The organism is Thermopetrobacter sp. TC1 (genome assembly GCF_000746275.1).
Lineage (GTDB): Bacteria > Pseudomonadota > Alphaproteobacteria > Rhizobiales > Aestuariivirgaceae > Thermopetrobacter.
Genome location: NZ_JQKX01000021.1, coordinates 18882 through 36925 on the forward strand (window position 1 = coordinate 18882; position 18044 = coordinate 36925).

The following is an 18044-nucleotide window of genomic DNA, read 5'->3' on the forward strand; positions in this document are numbered from 1 at the left end:
CCACCTGCCATGCCTGCAAAAAGGGGGCAGACGCGTTCGACAGGGAACAACCGGAGACCAGGACGATGAACGTCTATGCACCACGGGCCCATGTGCCGCCACAAGGCCAGGAACGGCGCAAGACCCCGCGTTATCGCGTCTTGCAGCAAGCCTACATCATCTTCAATGACCGCCGCTCCACGCTGACCTGTCGGGTGCGCGACATCTCCTCCCGCGGCGCCCGTCTGAAGCTTGCCGAGGTGGCCCTGGTGCCGCATCAGTTTCAGCTCTATTTCCCCATGGACGGGCGGGAGCGGCCCTGCGAGGTGGTCTGGCGCGATCCGGGGCAGATCGGCGTGAAGTTCCTTGATGCCGTGTGATCCACGGGCATTTTTAAGCACCCATACCGGCTGCGAAAGAACACATGATTGCAAAAGGCCCTGCACGGCATTTTCCGGCAGGGCCTTTTGTCTGTGAGCCGTCAGACGGTGGCTGAGGCGCTTGTCATTCGCTTCACAGCCCGCGCTTTATGGCACGCCAGCCGATGTCACGCCGATAGAAGCCTTCCGGCCAGCGGATCTTCTCCACCGCCGCATAGGCCTTTTTCTGTGCCTCCGCGATGGTGGCGCCAAGGGCGGTGACATTCAGCACCCGCCCGCCCACGGCGATGAGGTTTCCGTCCGCATCCCGCTGCGTGCCGGCGTGAAAGACCTTCACGCCCTCCATGGCATCGGCCTCTTCAACACCCTCGATGACCGAGCCCTTCTCATAGGCGCCGGGATAGCCCCTGGTGGCCATCACCACCGTCAGCGCCGCATCCGGCAACCAGCGCACCGTGCCCCCGGCGAGATCATGATTCACGGACGCCTCGATGAGATCGACAAGATCGTCATTGAGCCGCATCATCAGCGGCTGACACTCCGGATCGCCGAAGCGCACGTTGAACTCGATCAGCTTTGGACCGTCCTCGGTGATCATCAAACCGGCATAGAGAACGCCCACATAAGGCGTCTTCGCATCCTGCATGGCCTTCAAAGCGGGCAGGACAATCTCGTCCATGGTGCGGGCGCACATCGCCTCTGTCATCACCGGCGCCGGCGAATAGGCGCCCATGCCGCCGGTATTGGGCCCGGTATCGCCATCATAGGCGCGCTTGTGATCCTGCGCGGTGGCAAGCGGCAATGCCGTTGTCCCATCACAGAGGGCAAAGAAGGAGGCCTCCTCGCCCACAAGCTTTTCCTCTAAAACCACGCGCGCGCCCGCCGCGCCAAAGGCACCGGAAAAGGCATCGCGAATGGCGCGTTCAGCCGTTTCCATGTCGTCTGCAACGACCACGCCCTTGCCCGCCGCCAGCCCGTCGGCCTTGACCACAATGGGCGCGCCGGTGCGCTGAAGATGCTCCAGGGCCGCCTCGGCCGAATCGAAGACGGCATAATCGGCGGTGGGAATGCCATATGTGCGGCAGATCTCCTTGGTGAAGCTCTTTGAGCCCTCAAGCATCGCCGCCTGTTTTTTCGGCCCGAAAACGGCAATGCCCTCCTCGGCCAGGGCATCGGCAATACCGGCCACCAGCGGCGCCTCCGGCCCCACCACGACGAGGGACACCGCGTTGCGCTTGCAGAAATCGGCCACGGCAGCGAAGTCATCCGCATTGAGCGAGACGCATTCGGCCTCTTCGCAGATACCGGCATTGCCCGGCGCGGCAAAGAGCGTGCCGATCCGCGGCGAGGCGGCAAGTTTCCAGGCCAGGGCATGTTCCCGGCCACCGGAACCGATGAGCAGAATATTCATGGCTGACACCAAGCCTCCCCGGATACCAATTGGCCCTGCACCGCGCCCCTGCAGCACCGTTTCCGACCGAGGCGCTTTTTTTCCGTTCATGGAAAGAGGCACGGGCAGGCCTGTCCCTTCCGGCCGGCACTATGATACATTCGCAGCAAACCAGGCAAGGGCCGAAAGGACCCGACTCCCTAACGCCTCTTAAAAAAACGACCGGAAAGAACGCTCCATGGCCGATACGCCCCGCATCGATCCGATCACCGGCGAGATACTCGAGGATGAGACACCAGACGCCAGCTCAGCGAACACACGCAACGAACGGCAGAGCCTTCTCGCCGAGCCGCCTGCTGAATCCATGATGCCGGCGCCGGCAATGATGCAGGCCGCCGCGGAGCCCCTGCCGCGGGTGGGCAATGTGGTGGAATACACCGTTTCCGACATTTCCAACGCCATTCGCCGCACCATGGAGGACACCTTCGGCCATGTGCGCGTGCGCGGCGAGGTGGGGCGGGTTTCACGGCCGTCCTCGGGCCATGTCTATCTCGATCTGAAGGACGACAAGGCGGTTCTTGCCTGTGTCATGTGGCGCTCCACGGCGCGGCGCCAGAGCTTTCAGCCGGAACAGGGGCTGGAAGTGGTCGTCACCGGCCGCATCACCACCTATCCGGGCCAGTCCAAGTATCAGCTCATTATCGAGACCATCGAACCCGCCGGCATCGGCGCCCTCATGGCCCTCTTGGAGGAGCGCAAGAAGAAGCTGGCCGCGGAAGGGCTGTTTGATGCCTCGCGCAAGAAGCCCCTGCCCTTCCTGCCGCGGATCATCGGCGTGGTCACCTCGCCCACCGGGGCGGTGATCCGCGACATCTTGCACCGGCTGGCCGATCGTTTTCCGCGCCGTGTCCTCGTCTGGCCCGTGCGCGTTCAGGGCGAGACCTGTGCTGAGGAAGTGGCACAGGCGATTGCCGGATTCAACGCGCTGAGCAGGAACGGCCCCGTGCCGCGCCCCGATCTCATCATCGTCGCCCGCGGCGGCGGCTCTTTGGAAGACCTGTGGGGGTTCAACGAGGAAATCGTGGTGCGCGCGGCAGCGGCGTCCGAAATCCCGCTGATTTCCGCCGTGGGGCATGAGACCGACTGGACCCTGATCGATCTCGCCGCGGACTGGCGCGCCCCCACGCCAACGGCGGCGGCGGAAAAGGCCGTGCCGGTGCGGGCGGAGCTTCTCGCCTGGGTGCAGGAGGCCGGTGCCCGCCTGCTCAGAAGCGTGCGCCATGGCATTGATCATCGCCGGCAGAGGCTTCTGGCCGCCGCCCGCGCGCTGCCGCGGCCGGAGGACATTCTCGCCATGGCCCGCCAGCACCTGGATCATGCCGGCATGCGCCTGCACGCAGCCTTGCATGCCCGTTTGCAGGGGCTGCATGTGCGGCTTGCCCGCACCTTATCGCGACTGCATCCGCGCCTTGTGCAAAGGCGCATCGCCGAAGCCCGCCAGATCCTGCAGAAGCGGGAGCATATGCTGATCCTCGCCCTGCGGCGCAGAACGGAGAAAGAGCGCCTGCGCCTGATGCATGCCGCCGGCGCCATCAAGCCCCATCTGCTCACCACCGCCCTTTCCCATCGCCGCGAGCGCCTGCAGGCCGTGCACCAGCGCCTGCATCAGGCCGCCAGGGCCCGCCTCGATGCCGAAAAGCACCAGCTTGCCCATGTTGCACGGCTGCTTGTTTCGCTATCGCATCAGTCCGTTCTTGCGCGCGGTTTTGCGCTGGTGCGCCATGGCAAGGACGGGCATGTGCTCCGGCATGCCCGCGACATTACGGAAGGCATGCCGCTTCATCTTCAGTTCTCTGATGGCACGATCCCGGCCATTGCCGGCAGCGGCGGAAAACAGCGCGCCTCTTCACCCTCTTCGTCCGGGGCGGAGGCTTCAAGACCAAAGCGCCCTTCCCGCCGCCGCGGCAGGGGGGATGACGATGCCCAGGGCTCGCTCTTCTGATCGTCCGCGGCCTTTTACGGTGAAATCGCCCCGCGCCCCCGCCCAGGCCCTTGTCTCATAATTTGGGGGTTGGGTGGGGCGCGGGGCGGTGGGTGGTTCATGATGCAGGTGGGTATAAGGAAGCGCTTGGCAAACACGACGCCCCGCTCTATCAAGAGGCCATGGACAAAAGAAACGACATGACCGCCACTGTTTTGGGCAAGGAAGCGAAGGTACGGTTCCTGGATGCGGATTTTGACATCCTCGAACAGGGAGACTTCGTGCGCTGCGCCGTCACCGGCCGGCCCATTCCCTTAAAAACGCTGCGCTACTGGTCGGTGGAGCGGCAGGAAGCCTATGCCTCTGCCGAAATCGCCCTGAAACGCCATCAGGAGCTCAAGGCCAAGAAAGGCTGAGCAGCTTTCCCTTTCTGTATTTCATCTGTTGTATCCGGGTTGCTGCCGGACAGCAAAAGGAAAGAGCGGTCCGCCGGCGCGAACCGCTCTTTGCGGGATTTCAGCCTTTTGCGGCGAAGCGCCGCAAACTTTTAAGCGGCCTTGACCTTGCGCGGCACCTCGCGCTCGGACTTCAGCGCCGCCACCTCGCCCTCGGTCAGCTCCTCGTGATACTGGGCGTCCTCATTCACGTTCCACACATCATAGAGCTTCTCGCCGGCCAGGATGTTGCGCACGGTGAGCATGGCCGTCATCATGGCGTGATCCTGATTGTTGTACTTGTGCATGCCGTTGCGGCCGATGAGATGCAGCGTCGGATAATGCATCTCCAGATCGCGCCGGATCATCTCCATGTGCTTCTTGTAGTCGTCGTCATAGACGGGATAGGCCTTGGGCTGACGCACCACGGCCGCATCCACCACATCCTGCGCCCGGGCCAGGCCCACCTGCTCGATCTCCTTCTTGGCCAGCTCGATGAGCTCTTCATCCTTCATCGACCATAAGCCGTCGCCTTCAAAGCAGAAGTATTCGAGGCCCAGACAGTTCATGCCCTCTTCCGGCACCAGCTCCGGCGACCAGGAGCGGAAGTTCTGCACCCGGCCCACCTTTACGTTGGGATCGTGAATGTAGATCCAGTTGTCCGGAAAGTCCTTGGTGTCCTTCACGATGAGCGCGACGGTGAGGAAGTCGCGATACTTCAGCTCGCGCGCATGCAGGCGCGAGATCGGCGAGGGACGGATGGAATCCATCAGCTCCCGCACCGGCGCGGTGGAGATCACATGTCGCGCGGTGAACTGCCGCTCCTCGCCCGTTTTCACATCACGCACCGTCACCGTCCAGATCCCGGCATCGGCATCCCAGCTCATGCGCACGAATTCCTGCCCCATGAGAATGCGGCCGCCGCGCGCCTTCACCTTCTCGGCCGCGGCCTCCCACATCATGCCGGGGCCCTTGCGCGGATACTGGAAGGAATCGATCAGGGTCTTGATCACCTCGCCGTTCTTGTCGCGCGCCTTTACGCCGAAGGAATTGGCAATGGCGTTCTTCACCGCCGAGGTGAGAGACAGGCCCTTGATGCGCTGGGCTGCCCAGTCGGCGGAAATCTCGTCACAGGACATGCCCCAGACCTTCTCGGTGTAGGTCTTGAAGAAGATGCGGAACAGCCGCTCGCCAAACTGGTTGCGCACCCATTCATGGAAGGTCTTGGGCTCGCGGATGGGAAAGGCGCGCGCCCAGGCATAGGACATCACGCACAAGGCGGATTCGATCAGGCCGAGGTTCTTGAGCGCCTCAAAGGCCTTCAGCGGATAGGAATAGAACTTGCCCTTGTAATAGATGCGAGACAGACGCGGACGGGTGATGAAATCCTGCGGCAGGATCTCCTTCCACAGATCCACCACCTCCTGCGACTTGGAAAAGAAGCGGTGCCCGCCGATGTCGAAAAGATAGCCGTTGTAGTTGACCGTGCGGGAGATGCCGCCCACGTACTGCGGATCCTTCTCCGCCACGATCACCGACGGATTGTGCTTGGTGAATTCATAGGCCGCCGTCAGACCCGCCGGGCCGGCACCGATGATGAACAGTTCCGCATCCACCTTTTTCATCGCTCTCTCCGGTAATGGTGTGAAACCCGTTTTTTCGTCCTTGAGAATCCGCTGTGTCTTCTTTTCCGTTGCTGGCTTCGCCTTGCCTTCATCAGGCTTCGCTGCGCACCGTCTTCGGCGCAAAGGAAAACAGGCTGTGGCCGGTGTAGGAAAAGATGGTGGCAACCCCTGCCCCGAACAGGATGGCCAGGCTCTTGTGATCGGAAAGCGGCCCGGCAATCAGCAAGGCAAAAGTGACATAGTTCACGCCCTGCGCCACAAGGGTGACCAGAACATAGCGCAGCCCCTCTTCGGCCTGCCGGCGGCCACTGGCGCCAAAGGTGAAACGCCGGTTCAGCTGCCAGGTGAGCACCGTGGCCACTGCCAACGAGATGAACCGTGCCACATAAGGGTGCAGGCCGGCCGTGGCCATGAGATGAAAAACGGCCATGTCCGTGGCCAGCCCGGCCAAACCGACCATCAGAAAACGCATCAGCGGCCGCAGCCGCTCGCTGATGAACAGGCCATCCACCGATTGTGGCAAGCGTTTCATCTGCACATTGTTTTTCTGCATGAACTCAACGCTCTTTCGAATCCGTCCCCTAAAGTGATGGGCTGATCCTAGAAGGAAAAACTGAAAAACCCGTTACGCGCGTGTCGATAAAATTTTCCGCACCTGCATGAAGAAAGGCCCCCGAAAACGGGGGCCTGCTGTCTCTGTCATTTTGATCTCGAAGGGCCGACAGCCAACAGAAGCCATCGGACCAATGTCCGTTTTCATCCCAGTGGCCGTCAGATCAGGCCTCTTCCTCGAGATCATAGTCGAGAATGGCCATCTGGAAGTTGTAGCAGATGTCGTTGGGGTCTTCGTCGTCCTTGAAGATCACGCCGATGAACTCGTCACCGATGTAGATTTCCGCCGAATCGTCCTTCTTAGGACGCGGACGCACTTCCAGTTCCGGCAGCTTGAATTTCTTCTTCAGATAGCGGTTGAGTTTGGCGATTTCATCCGGTGTCACGGCTGAGCCACCCCTTTCCTGATCATTGTGTCATTGTTCCTGCGCAGCGAAACGGCAATCGGCCCTGCGGCCGGCACCGTGTCGTGACTAGGGAAGTAGCCCCTGCGAAGGGTTGTGACAAGGCCGCCTTTGCGCGGTGGCGCATAAAAAAGCTTTAGAAGGGTCAGTCATCCACGCCCTCGATCTTGTGATCCATGACCGTGGCCGGCGGCACATCATCACATCCCGTGGGACCGACAATCCTTGCCGGCACGCCCGCCACCGTCACCTTGGGCGGTACATCCTTCAGCACCACCGAGCCCGCCGCCACCTTGGCGCAGCGGCCCACCTCGATATTGCCGAGCACCTTGCAGCCGGCGCCAAGCAGCACGCCCTCCCGGATCTTTGGATGCCGGTCGCCCTCCTCCTTGCCGGTGCCGCCCAGGGTCACGTCCTGCAGGATGGAGACATTGTCCTCCACCACCGCCGTTTCGCCGATGACGATGGCATGCGCGTGATCGATCATGATGCCCTTGCCGATGCGGGCGGCGGGATGAATGTCCACGGAAAAAACCTGTGAGGCACGGCTTTGCAGGAAAAGGGCGAAATCCTTCCGGCCCATCGTCCACAGGGCATGGGCCAGCCGGTGCGCCTGCAAGGCCTGAAAGCCCTTGAAATAGAGAAACGGCTCGATATAGCGCTCGCAGGCCGGATCGCGCTCATAAACGGCGAGGATATCCGCCCGCGCCGCCTGCCCGATTTCCGGATCCATTTCCAGCGCATCGGAATAGGCCTGAATGATGAGCTCGGCGTTGATGTCATGATTGGCCAGGGTCATGGCCAGCCTGTGCCCGATGGCCTGCCCGAAGCGCCGGTGATTGAGCACCGCCGCATAGATGAACCCGCCCAGGGATGGATCGTTGGTGATAATCTCCCGCGCCTCGCGCCTGATCTGACGCCAGACGGGATCAAGGTGCTGCTCCGCTTCCGTTTCCCGCTCCAGCCAGCCGTTTTCTGCCGCCTTAGCGTTCATGGCTCCGTTCCGTCGTTCCCTGTTTCTGTTTGCGTCCTCTCAGGCCGAGGTGTCATGCCAAAGTATGCACCGAAAAGAAGCCCCCGGCCATTGTCAAGGCCCATGCACCTCGTTCATTTTCATGGCATGAGCGAACATTCCGACATGCACGCGCTTCCGGCGCCGGAAAATTTCCGGCTGCACATCGAACCGGACAGCGGCATTGGCTGGCTGCTGTTCGATCGTGCACACAAGCGCAACGCCTTTAACCTCGCCATGTGGCGGGCGCTGCCCGAGGCGGTGGAAACGCTCACGCAACAGGCGAATAATGTGCGCGTCATTGTCTTGCGGGGCTTGGGCGGACATTTCGGCGCCGGCGCTGACATCGCGGAATTCGAGACCGTCCGCGCTGGCCGGGCGGCCGAAGATTATGACCGCATTCATGAACGAAGCCTCAAGGCGCTTGAGCAGGCTCATGTTCCCACCATCGCCATGGTGGAAGGCTATTGCCTGGGCGGCGGGCTTGCCATTGCGCTGGCCTGTGATCTGCGCATCAGCGCGGATGACGCCCTGTTCGCCCTGCCGCCGGCGCGGCTGGGGCTTGCCTTCCCGCTCGATGCCCTTGCGCGGCTGCGCACCATTCTTTCTGCCGCCCATGCCGCCGAGCTTCTGTTCACCGGCGAACGGTTCGATGCATCCTGGGCGCTGCGCACCGGCCTGATCAACGCCGCCTATCCGGCAAAAGAGCTGGAAGCGCATGTGCGCAAGCGCGCCTTGCGCATCGCCGCCAATGCGCCGCTTTCCCTAAAGTATGCCAAGGCGGCCATCGCCGCGCTCTGGTCCGGCCGCCTCAACGAAGAGCGCGGCACGCTGCAGGCACTGGCCCGGGCCTGTTATGAAAGCGCCGATTACGAAGAAGGCCGCCGCGCCTTTCTCGAACGCCGCACCCCCGTCTTCCGCGGCCGATGAACATCAGGCCGATGGGCACTTCATTACGGTTCTCGTCATACCGGCGAAAGCCGGTATCTCAGGCCATTGATTCATGAATGTGTGGCCCGAGACCCCGGCTTGCGCCGGGGTGACGAGGAAGATGGTAGCCTTATATTGCGTTGTGTGGTTCGCCATGATTGCATGACATAATTTATAAGTATATGAAGTTATTGTTTATAAACACGAATTATTTATACCCCGCCAAGACGTTGAAGGAACGGGATAAAATCCCGTTCCGGCAATTGTCTCCTATACGGCTCAAATCAAGCCTGTCGGTTAAGCGGCCAGAATGGGCCACGCGCATCGCCGCGCAGGCGCTGGCGCTTGGTCTTACATTGGTGACGGCAAACAGACGGGACTTTTCCCGCGTGCCGGATCTGAAACTGGAAAACTGGCTCTGAAAAGGTGCCCTACTCCCACTCGATGGTGCCGGGAGGCTTGGAGGTGATGTCGTAGACCACGCGGTTGATGCCGCGCACCTCGTTGATGATGCGGGTGGAGACGTTCGCCAGAAAATCCGGGTCGAAGTGAAACCAGTCCGCCGTCATGCCGTCCACGGAGGTCACCGCGCGCAGGGCGCAGACATATTCATAGGTGCGCGCATCGCCCATCACGCCCACGCTCTGAACGGGCAGCAACACGGCAAAGGCCTGCCAGATGGCGTCATACAGCCCCGCCTTGCGGATCTCCTCGAGATAGATGGCATCGGCCTTGCGCAGGATCTCCAGCTTCTCCCGCGTCACACCGCCCGGCAGGCGAATGGCCAGACCCGGGCCCGGGAACGGATGGCGCCCGACGAAGCTTTCCGGCAGCCCCAGTTCACGCCCCAGCGCCCGCACCTCGTCCTTGAACAGCTCGCGCAGGGGCTCGACAAGCTTCAGATTCATCCGCTCCGGCAGGCCGCCAACGTTGTGATGGCTCTTGATGGTCACACTGGGCCCGCCGGTGAAGGAGACGCTCTCGATCACGTCCGGATAGAGCGTGCCCTGCGCCAGAAATTCCGCGCCCCCGATCTTTTTCGCCTCGCGCTCAAAGACATCGATGAAGGTGGCGCCGATGATCTTGCGCTTTTGCTCCGGATCCGTCACCCCTTCAAGCTTGGAGAGAAATTCTTCCGACGCATCAACGGCTATGAGCGGAATGTTATAGTGATCTCTGAAGAGAGAAACCACCTCTTCCGGTTCCCCAAGCCGCAACAGTCCCGTATCGACGAAGACGCACTGCAGCTGATCGCCAATGGCCTCATGCAAAAGCACCGCGGTGACGGAGGAATCCACCCCGCCGGACAGCCCGCAGATGACCTTCGCATCGCCCACCTGGGCGCGGATTTTCTCGATGGCCTCCTCGCGGAAGGAGCGCATGGTCCAGTCACCGGAACAGCCGCAGATGTTCAGGGCGAAATTGGACAGAAGCTTGTGACCGTCCGGCGTGTGCACCACTTCCGGATGGAACTGCACGCCATAGAAGCGCCGCGCCTCATCGGCAATGGCGGCATAGGGCGCGCCCTCGGAGACGCCCACCACCTCAAAGCCCGCAGGCAAGCGCACCACGCGATCGCCGTGGCTCATCCACACCTGATGCTTCTCACCCACCTTCCAGACGCCCTCGAACAGGCGGCAGTCCTTCACCACTTCCAGAAAGGCGCGGCCGAATTCCTGATGCTCGGAGGTTTCCACCTCCCCGCCGAGCTGCGCCACCATGGTCTGCTGACCATAACAGATGCCGAGCACCGGCAGGCCCGTCTCGAACACCGCATCCGGGGCCCGGGGCGCTTCCTCCCAGGTGACCGAGGCCGGCCCGCCGGAGAGGATGATGCCCTTGATGTTCTCGCGTTGTAACGCTTCCGCCGCCTTCTGAAACGGCACGATCTCGGAATAGACCCCGGCCTCACGGATGCGCCGGGCGATGAGCTGGGTCACCTGCGAACCGAAATCGATGATGAGGATCCACTCGTGCGCTTCCGCCATGAGGCCCTCTTTCAAAGCGTATTGAACCCTTGCCGCAGCGGCACTATGGGATGTTTCACCGCCCTTTCAAGGCGATACCCTTCTCCATGGCTTGGCCCTAGCCCATCGCCCCACCGCCCGCAAGGGCAAAATGCCGCGCACGCCACCGCTTTCGACAGGCTGCTGCGTCAGAGAAATCCAGCCGTGCAGGAAGAGCCCCCTGCAAGTCCGAGGCTTTCTCAGGGCGTGGACTCATAAAAGACGGCGATGCCAGCGGCATTTTCGCAAAATATCGCTGGTTTTTCGCCCGCAGGGAATAGCCAAAGCTATTTTCAAGGGCGAAAGGCCAGCGAGATGAAGCGAAAATGCCGACCTTAAGGGGCTGGCGCGCCGGATTTTATGAGGACACGCCCTAGTCCTTTGCCGCCTGCAGGGCCTTTAGGCGCTTGTCGGCTTCCATGCGGGCGCGGGCATCGGCCATGCTGGCTGCCGGTGCGGAAAGGGCCCGCCGATAGGCCTGGCGCGCTGCCGCCCTGCGCCCCAGCTTTTCCAGTGCCTGCCCGCGGAAATAATGCAACTGTGGCGAATCCGCGCCCAGCTTTTCCGCCCTGGCAAAATCGGCCAGGGCCTCTTTCACCTTGCCCAGGCGAAAAAGCACAATGCCGCGGTCGATGAGCACGCGCGCATCCCGCGGACGCAGCGCCACCACCCTGTTCAGGTCAGCAAGCGCCTTTTCCCGCTGGCCCATCTGCCAGCGCGCGCGCGCCCGCTTCTCGTAAAGGGTGGAGCGGCCGGGGGCAAGGCGGATGGCCACGTCCAGCGAGCTGGCGGCATTGGCATAATCCTTGAGCCGCATCCAGGCCACGGCGCGGTTCTCGCGCGAATCCACATCATTGGGGTTGAGGAAGATGGCATCATTGAAGGCCGAAATCGCCTCGCGCCAGCGTTTCAGCCGCATCAGGATGTTGCCCTTCTGCGCATGCAGCTCCGCATCCTTCGGATTCTGCTTGAGCGCCGCATCGAGATCCTTCAGGGCAAAGGCAGGCTTGTTGCGGAATTGCCAGATGATGGCGCGGCCCAGGTGCGCGCGGGCGTTATAGGGATCCTTCTCGATGACCTTGGAATAATCATCAAAGGCCTTGTTGGCGAAACCAAGCAGGAGATAGAGATCGCCGCGCGCCAGCCGGATCTTGATATCCTCCGGCATCAGCTTCACCGCCGCATTGAGATCGGCAATGGCCTCGCGGAACTTCTCCTTCTTGGCCAGATTGGCCGCCCGCGCCGCCAAAAGACGCGCCCGCGTCTCCTTCGGCAGGTTCTCCTCGGCCAGCGCGGTGTTGCAGGCCTTCACGGCCACGTCCGGCTTGTGTTCTTCCAGGCAGACCGCAGCCGGATCCCTGGCAAGGGCAGCCGGCCCCGCAAGAACCGTTAAAATGACGGCGACCGACGGCAGCCAGGCCGGATTGGATGCGGTGAAGACCCTGAAACGTTTCATGATGCTTTCGATCCTGCTGGAATTGTCCGGTCAGATGATCCGACCATTCAACCGCCCTTTATGCGAGGCCCTTGTCGGAACAAAAATGACCGAAGTCAATGTCAGAAGCCGCTTTGCATAGGCATGCACGCAATGAATATGCGCATGCGAACAGACTCGCGCAAAAGGTGTTTGGACATCCCCTGGCCTTTGCGGGCATAAGTGCGCTCGATCGCTCCCGTGCCCTGGATAAAGCCGGGTGCTGCATGGGCATGTATAAGCGGCACGGGGCGGCAAACGGGCAGGATTGTGCAGGGCAGGCTCATGGACGCGCTGGTCTTCTTTTTCAACAAGGTGGTCATCGCCGGGCTTGTGACCGGCTCCATCTATGCCCTCGGCGCTGTGGGCGTCACCCTTGTTTTTGCCATTCTCCGTTTCGCCCATTTTGCCCATGGCGATCTCATGGCGCTGGGCGGCGGCATCGCCCTGGCGCTCACCCTGGCCTTTCCGCATGCCGGCGCCCTCTTCGGCCTGCCCTCCGCCTTCGTGCTGATGCCTTTCGCCATGGCGCTGACCGTTATCGTCGCCCTGCTGGCCGACCGCTGGTTCTATGCTCCATTGCGCGCATCCGGCATCCGCCCGGTGGTGCTGGTCATGGCCTCGCTCGGCGTCGCCCTGATGCTGCAGGGCCTCATCCGCCTGATTGCCGGGGCGGATGCCCATTCCCTCTATGTGGCGGAGCGCAAGGACATTTTCCGCCTCGCCCTGCCCTTCGAGCTTGCGCGGCGCAAGATCGTCATCACCGAGCCGCAGATCCTGATCATGCTATTCACCATCGCCGCCGTCGTCTTTCTGCACTGGTTCCTCACCCGCACGAAAACCGGCAAGGCCATGCGCGCGATGAGTGACAATCCGGACCTGGCGCGGCTGTCCGGCATTCCCGTTTCGCATGTGGTGCGCATCACCTGGATCATTGCCGGCGCCCTGGCCGCTGCCGCCGGCACGCTCCTTTCGCTGGACGTGACCTGGAAACCGGACATGAGCTTCAACCTGCTCCTGCCCATCTTCGCCGCCGCCATCGTCGGCGGTGTCGGCCAGCCCTACGGCGCCATTGCCGGCGGCTTTCTTGTCGGCTTTGCCGAGGTGCTCTCCATTTTCAACTGGTCAATCCTGCTGCGCCCCCTAAAGCCCTATCTGGAAAGCCTCATCGAGATTCCGGGCCGGCTGGCCTTCGTGCCCACGGAATACAAGCTGACGGTGCCCTTCGTCATCCTCGTGGTGGTGCTCATCTGGCGGCCCACCGGCATTTTCCGCGGCAAGGTCCTGTAGCAGGCAAGAGGCTTCACGGTTTTTCAAGGAGAAGGCTGCCATGACCACGCCCCGGCAAACACCCCCAGGGAAAGGCACAGACGGCGCGGTGTCCTTGGGCCTTAAGCAGCGTGCGCTCATCATTCTTGTGCTGACCGCCGCGCTTTATGGCCTCATTCTCACGCTCTTCGGCCCGGCCTATGCCCTGCGCATGACGGTGGAAGCGCTCTGTTACGCCCTCATCGCCCTGGGGCTGAACGTGCAATGGGGCTATGCCGGCCTGTTCAATGCCGGTGTCATGGGCTTTGTGGCCCTGGGCGCCTATCTTTCGCTGTTCGTCTCCTTTCCGGTCAATGAGGCCTTCTGGCAGGGCGATTTTCCCTTGCGCCTCGGCCGCGTCCTTCTCATGGGCGCAGGCGTCATTGCGCTCACCTGGCTGATTGCCCGCGGCAACCGCTTGTTTGGCCTGCCGCGAAGGCTGAGCACGGCCCTTGCCGTGATCGTGGGGGCCGTGGGCTATCTCGTGGTCATGGCCACGCTCGATCCGGTGGCGCGCGACATTGAGCGACAGGCCGGCTTCATCGGCGGGCTTGGTCTGCCCGTGTGGCTGGGCTGGATCGCCGCCGGCGCCGCGGCGGGAGGGCTGGCGTGGTTCGTGGGGCGCATCTGCCTAGGCCTGCGGTCGGACTATCTCGCCATTGCCACCCTTGGCATTGCCGAAATCGTCAAGGCCGTTCTCAAGAATGCCGACTGGCTCACCCGTGGCACCCTGACCGTCTCTCCCCTACCCTGGCCGGTGCCAACGCCGGACACGATCGGCTTCATCGCCGCACGCGCCGCCTATCTCGTGCTCATGGCCGTTCTCATCGTTGTCGTCTGGTGGCTTCTGGAAAAGGCCTGGCGTGCGCCCTGGGGCCGGATGATGCGCGCCATACGCGACAATGAAATCGCCGCTGCCGCCATGGGCAAGGATGTCAACGCCCGCCGGCTGCAGATTTTCATCCTTGGCTCAGGCCTCATGGGCGTGGGCGGCGCAGCCCTCATCGGTTTTACCCGCATTTTCGACCCCGCCGGCTTCCTGCCGCTCAATCACACCTTCCTTGTCTGGGTGATGGTCATTCTCGGCGGGCCCGGCAACAACCTCGGCGCCATCATCGGCGCGCTCATTGTCTATGCCGTCTGGGTCATGTCCGAGCCGGCCGCGCTCGCCCTGTTCCATCTCCTCGGCGAGGCGGGCCAGACGCTTTTCGGCTTGACCCTGCCGGCGGATCTGGACGCCCGCGCCTTGCAGGCCCGCGTCTTTGCCATCGGCCTTGTCATCACCCTGGTGCTGCGATATGCCCCGCGCGGCCTGTTGCCGGAGCCGCGCATGCTCACCCGGGATACGTGACGATCAGCAAACCGCCGGATCATACCACCCTGCATAATAACTCCCCCCCCCCCCAATCATGAAAAACAAGGGCCTGGGCGGGGGTGCGGGGCGATTTCACCGGTCAGCCTTTACGCAACCTGGTATCACTTTTCCGGCAGATGCATCTCCAGCGGCGTGTCGTCCTCAAGATCATCCTGTTCGAGGGTGTCATCCGCATTCGGGTCCAGGGCCTCATCCTGCGGCGATGGCGCCGGCATGGCGAAATCCGGCGGCAGGGAGGCATCGAGCAGACCGGCGGCCTTCAGCTCGCCCAGCCCCGGCAGATCGGCGATGCTCTCAAGCCCGAAATGTTCGAGAAAGGCATCGGTTGTGCCATAGGTGACCGGCCGTCCCGGCACGCGCCGCCGCCCGCGGATGCGCACCCAGCCGGTTTCCATGAGCGCATCGAGCACACCCTTGGAGGTGGAGACACCGCGAATGTCCTCGATCTCCGCCCGTGTGACCGGCTGATGATAGGCGATGATCGCCAGCGTCTCCAGCGCGGCGCGGGAAAGCCTGCGCGTCTGCACCTCTTCCTTGCGCAGAAGATGGCGCAGATCCTCCGCCGTGCGCATCTGCCATCGCCCGGCCACCCGGACCACATTGACCCCGGCATCGGCATATTTTTCAACAAGCGCGGCCATGACGGCGGCGACATCGACCCCCGCGGGCAGCGCCTCGGCGATCTCCTCATCCGAAAGCGGCTGACTGGCCGCGAACAGAAGCGCCTCGGCCATGCGCACATGCTGGGCATCAGGGGCGGCATTTTCCATTATACCCGCATCCGCCGCTTGTGCATCGCCGGTATCTTCCCGCGCCTGCTCACCCGCGCAAGCGCCAGAGGAAGCGCCCCGGTCCTTATCAGGTGAAGAACTTGCGCGTGTGGTGTCATTCATGCCCGGTGTGCTCTCTTCCCGCATGATCGCTCATCAGCTTACGTGCGCCAAATCCTTAAGCGGCCGGTTTGCGCCTGTTCGCCGGCGTGCGTAAGAGGATGGGGGCGAAATGCTCATCCTGCCGGATCTCCACCTCGCCTTCGCGCGCCAGCTCCAGCGCGGCGGCAAAGCCGGAGGCAATGGCCGAGCGCCGCCGGCCCGGCTCCGCCAGATACTCCAGCAAAAGGGCATCCAGCCGGCTCCACTCCCCCAGCGTGCCCACCAGCCGCTCCAGGGTTTCGCGCGCCTCCTTGATCGTCCAGACCGGCTGCGGACGGATTTCATAGCCGCGATTGTCGGCATGACGGCGCACAATGCCGGCGTAGGCCTTCAAAAGGTCCACCATGGTGTCTTCATACTGGCGCACGCGCTCCACCTTCACCGGCTCCGGACAGCCGCGGGGGAAGACATCGCGCCCCAGCAGCGGACGCTCGAACAGCGCCTTGGCCGCATCGCGCATGGCCTGCAGGCGCTTGAGGCGAAAGGCCAGCCGCGCCGCCAGCTCTTCCGGCGGTGGCTCCTCCTCGTCATCCGGCGGAGCAGGCAGAAGCAGGCGGGACTTCAGCCAGGCCAGCCACGCCGCCATCACCAGCCAGTCCGCCGCCAGCTCCAGGCGCATGCGCCGCGCCGCATGGATATAGGCCAGATATTGCTCAGCCAGGGCGAGGATGGAAATTTCGGTGAGGTCCACTTTCTGGCGGCGGGCGAGATCAAGCAGCAGATCAAGCGGCCCCTCAAAGCTGCCCAGCGCCACGATCAGCCGGGCATCCTCCTCCCGTGCCGCGGCTGCTTCCGCGGTTTCGCGCCGCAAAGGCCCGCCGCCGTCCGGCCATGGCGCACCCTCGCCCGCGGGCAACGCCTCGGGCGCCTCGCCCACAGCGAGATCTTGCCGAATGGATTGCTGCTCCTGCTCGCTCATGCAGGCCTCGCCACCATGCACGATGAAACCGAATCATATCGTTGTATTGGGCAGTATGCGCGCAAATGTTTGAAAAGGCACGCCGCACGCCGTCCGCCCTGTGGAGAACGACGTCATGAAAGCCCTGAATGACCTTTTCAAACTCAAGCCTCGGTCATCAGCGCAAAGAGCTGCTCTTTCAGCGCGGCGATCTCTTGCGCTTCCCTTTCCGCCGCCTCCTCCTCCGGCAACGGCGAAAACGGTGCATCCGCCACAGCATGAAGCCAGCATTCAACCGCCTGCGCCCGCTTCAGGCCAGCGCCGGCAAGCGGTGGCGTGACATCTGCGACGGCCTGCATTTCGGCCAGATTGCCGGAACAGTGCAGAATCACATCACAGCCTGCCCTGAGCGCCTTTTCCGCTCGCTCCGCGATGGAACCGGAAAGCGCCTTCATGGTGATGTCATCGCTCATCAAAAGGCCGGAAAAGCCGATGCGCCCGCGGATGATCTCGCCGATCACCTGCGCGGAGTGCGTGGCCGGAAGGTCCGGATCCACCGCCGTGTAGACCACATGCGCCGTCATGGCCATCGGCGCATCGGCCAGTGCTGTGAAGGGCAGAAAATCCACCGCCTCAAGGTCGGCAAGCGGCGCATCCACACGCGGCAATGTCTCGTGACTGTCCGCTTTTGCCCGGCCATGGCCGGGGATGTGCTTGATCACCGGGGCAACACCCGCCTCCATCAGCCCCTGCATGGCCGCGCGCGCCAGAAGCGCAACCACGAGCGGATCCCGCCCGTAGGCCCTGTCGCCAATGATTTCGTGACTGCCGGGCGCGGGCACGTCCAGCACCGGCAGGCAGTCGGCATTGAAGCCCACCGCGCGGATTTCCCGGCCCAGGGCACGGGTCAGCAACCGTGCCGCCTTTAAGGCCTTCAAGGGATCCTGTTCATAAACTTTTGCAAGAGAAAACGCCGGCGGCCAGGCCTGCCAGTGCGGGGGTTTGAGCCGCTGCACCCGCCCGCCTTCCTGATCCACGAACACCGGCGCCTGCGCATTGCCGACAAGACGGCGAAAATCCGCAATCAGCGCCCGCACCTGTTCAGGCGTTTCGATATTGCGCGCAAAAAGAATGAGCCCCCATGGTCTGGCTTCGACGAAGAAGGCCCGTTCCGCCTCCGTGAGCGTCGGGCCGGAACAGCCGCAGATGAAGGCGCGCGCGGTGTGCATCGTCATGGCTCTGCCCCCGTTCGATATCATCCCGTTTATCATAAAAAACACACGCGCGGCCGCTCTTTACCCCCC

17 protein-coding genes are annotated in these 18044 nt (G+C 62.8%); 7 read left to right on the forward strand and 10 right to left on the reverse strand.

Annotation, left to right across the window (positions count from 1 at the left end):
• Positions 1-65 precede the first annotated feature (65 nt).
• A complete protein-coding gene (locus EK16_RS12375; protein ID WP_051928841.1) occupies positions 66-359 on the forward strand; it encodes a PilZ domain-containing protein in 294 nt (97 codons plus the stop codon).
• A 133-nt stretch (positions 360-492) separates the two neighbouring features.
• Here the strand turns inward: EK16_RS12375 and purD are convergent, their stop codons facing one another.
• On the reverse strand, positions 493-1770 hold the full coding sequence (gene purD, locus EK16_RS02970) for a phosphoribosylamine--glycine ligase (RefSeq protein WP_038034631.1): 1278 nt from the start codon (positions 1768-1770) through the stop codon (positions 493-495).
• A gap of 217 nt (positions 1771-1987) precedes the next feature.
• On the opposite strand from purD, the gene xseA reads away from it, so the two are divergent.
• The gene (xseA, locus tag EK16_RS02975; RefSeq protein WP_231573581.1) at positions 1988-3751 is read left to right on the forward strand and encodes an exodeoxyribonuclease VII large subunit; all 1764 of its coding nucleotides are present in this window, start codon (positions 1988-1990) and stop codon (positions 3749-3751) included.
• Between the two features lie 179 nt (positions 3752-3930).
• The gene (locus EK16_RS02980) at positions 3931-4146 is read left to right on the forward strand and encodes a DUF2093 domain-containing protein (protein ID WP_038034734.1); all 216 of its coding nucleotides are present in this window, start codon (positions 3931-3933) and stop codon (positions 4144-4146) included.
• A gap of 131 nt (positions 4147-4277) precedes the next feature.
• Here EK16_RS02980 and EK16_RS02985 read toward each other — a convergent pair whose 3' ends face one another.
• The 4 genes from EK16_RS02985 to cysE form a co-directional block, all read right to left on the reverse strand.
• Complete coding sequence (locus tag EK16_RS02985) at positions 4278-5789, reverse strand: NAD(P)/FAD-dependent oxidoreductase (protein WP_038034633.1); 1512 nt, start codon at positions 5787-5789, stop codon at positions 4278-4280.
• Positions 5790-5880: 91 nt separating this feature from the next.
• The gene (locus EK16_RS02990) at positions 5881-6342 is read right to left on the reverse strand and encodes a GtrA family protein (RefSeq protein ID WP_051928842.1); all 462 of its coding nucleotides are present in this window, start codon (positions 6340-6342) and stop codon (positions 5881-5883) included.
• A 223-nt stretch (positions 6343-6565) separates the two neighbouring features.
• Positions 6566-6787 carry a DUF3126 family protein gene (locus tag EK16_RS02995; protein ID WP_038034635.1) on the reverse strand — a complete coding sequence of 74 codons (222 nt, stop codon included), beginning with the start codon at positions 6785-6787 and terminating at the stop codon, positions 6566-6568.
• A 163-nt stretch (positions 6788-6950) separates the two neighbouring features.
• Positions 6951-7799, reverse strand: coding sequence for a serine O-acetyltransferase (gene cysE / locus EK16_RS03000; RefSeq protein ID WP_051928843.1), 849 nt, complete (start codon positions 7797-7799; stop codon positions 6951-6953).
• 144 nt (positions 7800-7943) lie between these two features.
• On the opposite strand from cysE, the gene EK16_RS03005 reads away from it, so the two are divergent.
• Positions 7944-8747 (forward strand): enoyl-CoA hydratase-related protein, encoded by an 804-nt coding sequence (locus tag EK16_RS03005; protein ID WP_038034737.1) that lies wholly within the window; start codon positions 7944-7946, stop codon positions 8745-8747.
• Positions 8748-8977: 230 nt separating this feature from the next.
• On the forward strand, positions 8978-9169 hold the full coding sequence (locus EK16_RS12635; RefSeq protein WP_369793072.1) for a PIN domain-containing protein: 192 nt from the start codon (positions 8978-8980) through the stop codon (positions 9167-9169).
• Positions 9170-9178: 9 nt separating this feature from the next.
• On the opposite strand, the gene guaA is transcribed toward EK16_RS12635, so the two are convergent.
• Together guaA and EK16_RS03020 are read right to left on the reverse strand one after the other, a co-directional pair.
• Positions 9179-10735 carry a glutamine-hydrolyzing GMP synthase gene (gene guaA, locus EK16_RS03015; RefSeq protein ID WP_038034639.1) on the reverse strand — a complete coding sequence of 519 codons (1557 nt, stop codon included), beginning with the start codon at positions 10733-10735 and terminating at the stop codon, positions 9179-9181.
• A 391-nt stretch (positions 10736-11126) separates the two neighbouring features.
• Positions 11127-12209 (reverse strand): tetratricopeptide repeat protein, encoded by a 1083-nt coding sequence (locus EK16_RS03020; protein ID WP_038034641.1) that lies wholly within the window; start codon positions 12207-12209, stop codon positions 11127-11129.
• 303 nt (positions 12210-12512) lie between these two features.
• Here EK16_RS03020 and EK16_RS03030 point away from each other — a divergent pair, with 303 nt between their 5' ends.
• A complete protein-coding gene (locus tag EK16_RS03030; RefSeq protein WP_038034643.1) occupies positions 12513-13517 on the forward strand; it encodes a branched-chain amino acid ABC transporter permease in 1005 nt (334 codons plus the stop codon).
• Positions 13518-13557: 40 nt separating this feature from the next.
• Positions 13558-14886: a branched-chain amino acid ABC transporter permease gene (locus EK16_RS03035; protein WP_081910200.1), complete on the forward strand. Its 1329-nt coding sequence runs from the start codon at positions 13558-13560 to the stop codon at positions 14884-14886.
• Between the two features lie 125 nt (positions 14887-15011).
• Here the strand turns inward: EK16_RS03035 and scpB are convergent, their stop codons facing one another.
• The 3 genes from scpB to nagZ all read right to left on the reverse strand — a co-directional run bounded on the left by scpB (position 15012) and on the right by nagZ (position 17975).
• Complete coding sequence (scpB, locus tag EK16_RS03040) at positions 15012-15803, reverse strand: SMC-Scp complex subunit ScpB (RefSeq protein WP_369793073.1); 792 nt, start codon at positions 15801-15803, stop codon at positions 15012-15014.
• Between the two features lie 55 nt (positions 15804-15858).
• Positions 15859-16761 (reverse strand): segregation and condensation protein A, encoded by a 903-nt coding sequence (locus tag EK16_RS03045; RefSeq protein ID WP_081910201.1) that lies wholly within the window; start codon positions 16759-16761, stop codon positions 15859-15861.
• 143 nt (positions 16762-16904) lie between these two features.
• The gene (gene nagZ, locus EK16_RS03050) at positions 16905-17975 is read right to left on the reverse strand and encodes a beta-N-acetylhexosaminidase (protein ID WP_231573582.1); all 1071 of its coding nucleotides are present in this window, start codon (positions 17973-17975) and stop codon (positions 16905-16907) included.
• Positions 17976-18044 lie beyond the last annotated feature (69 nt).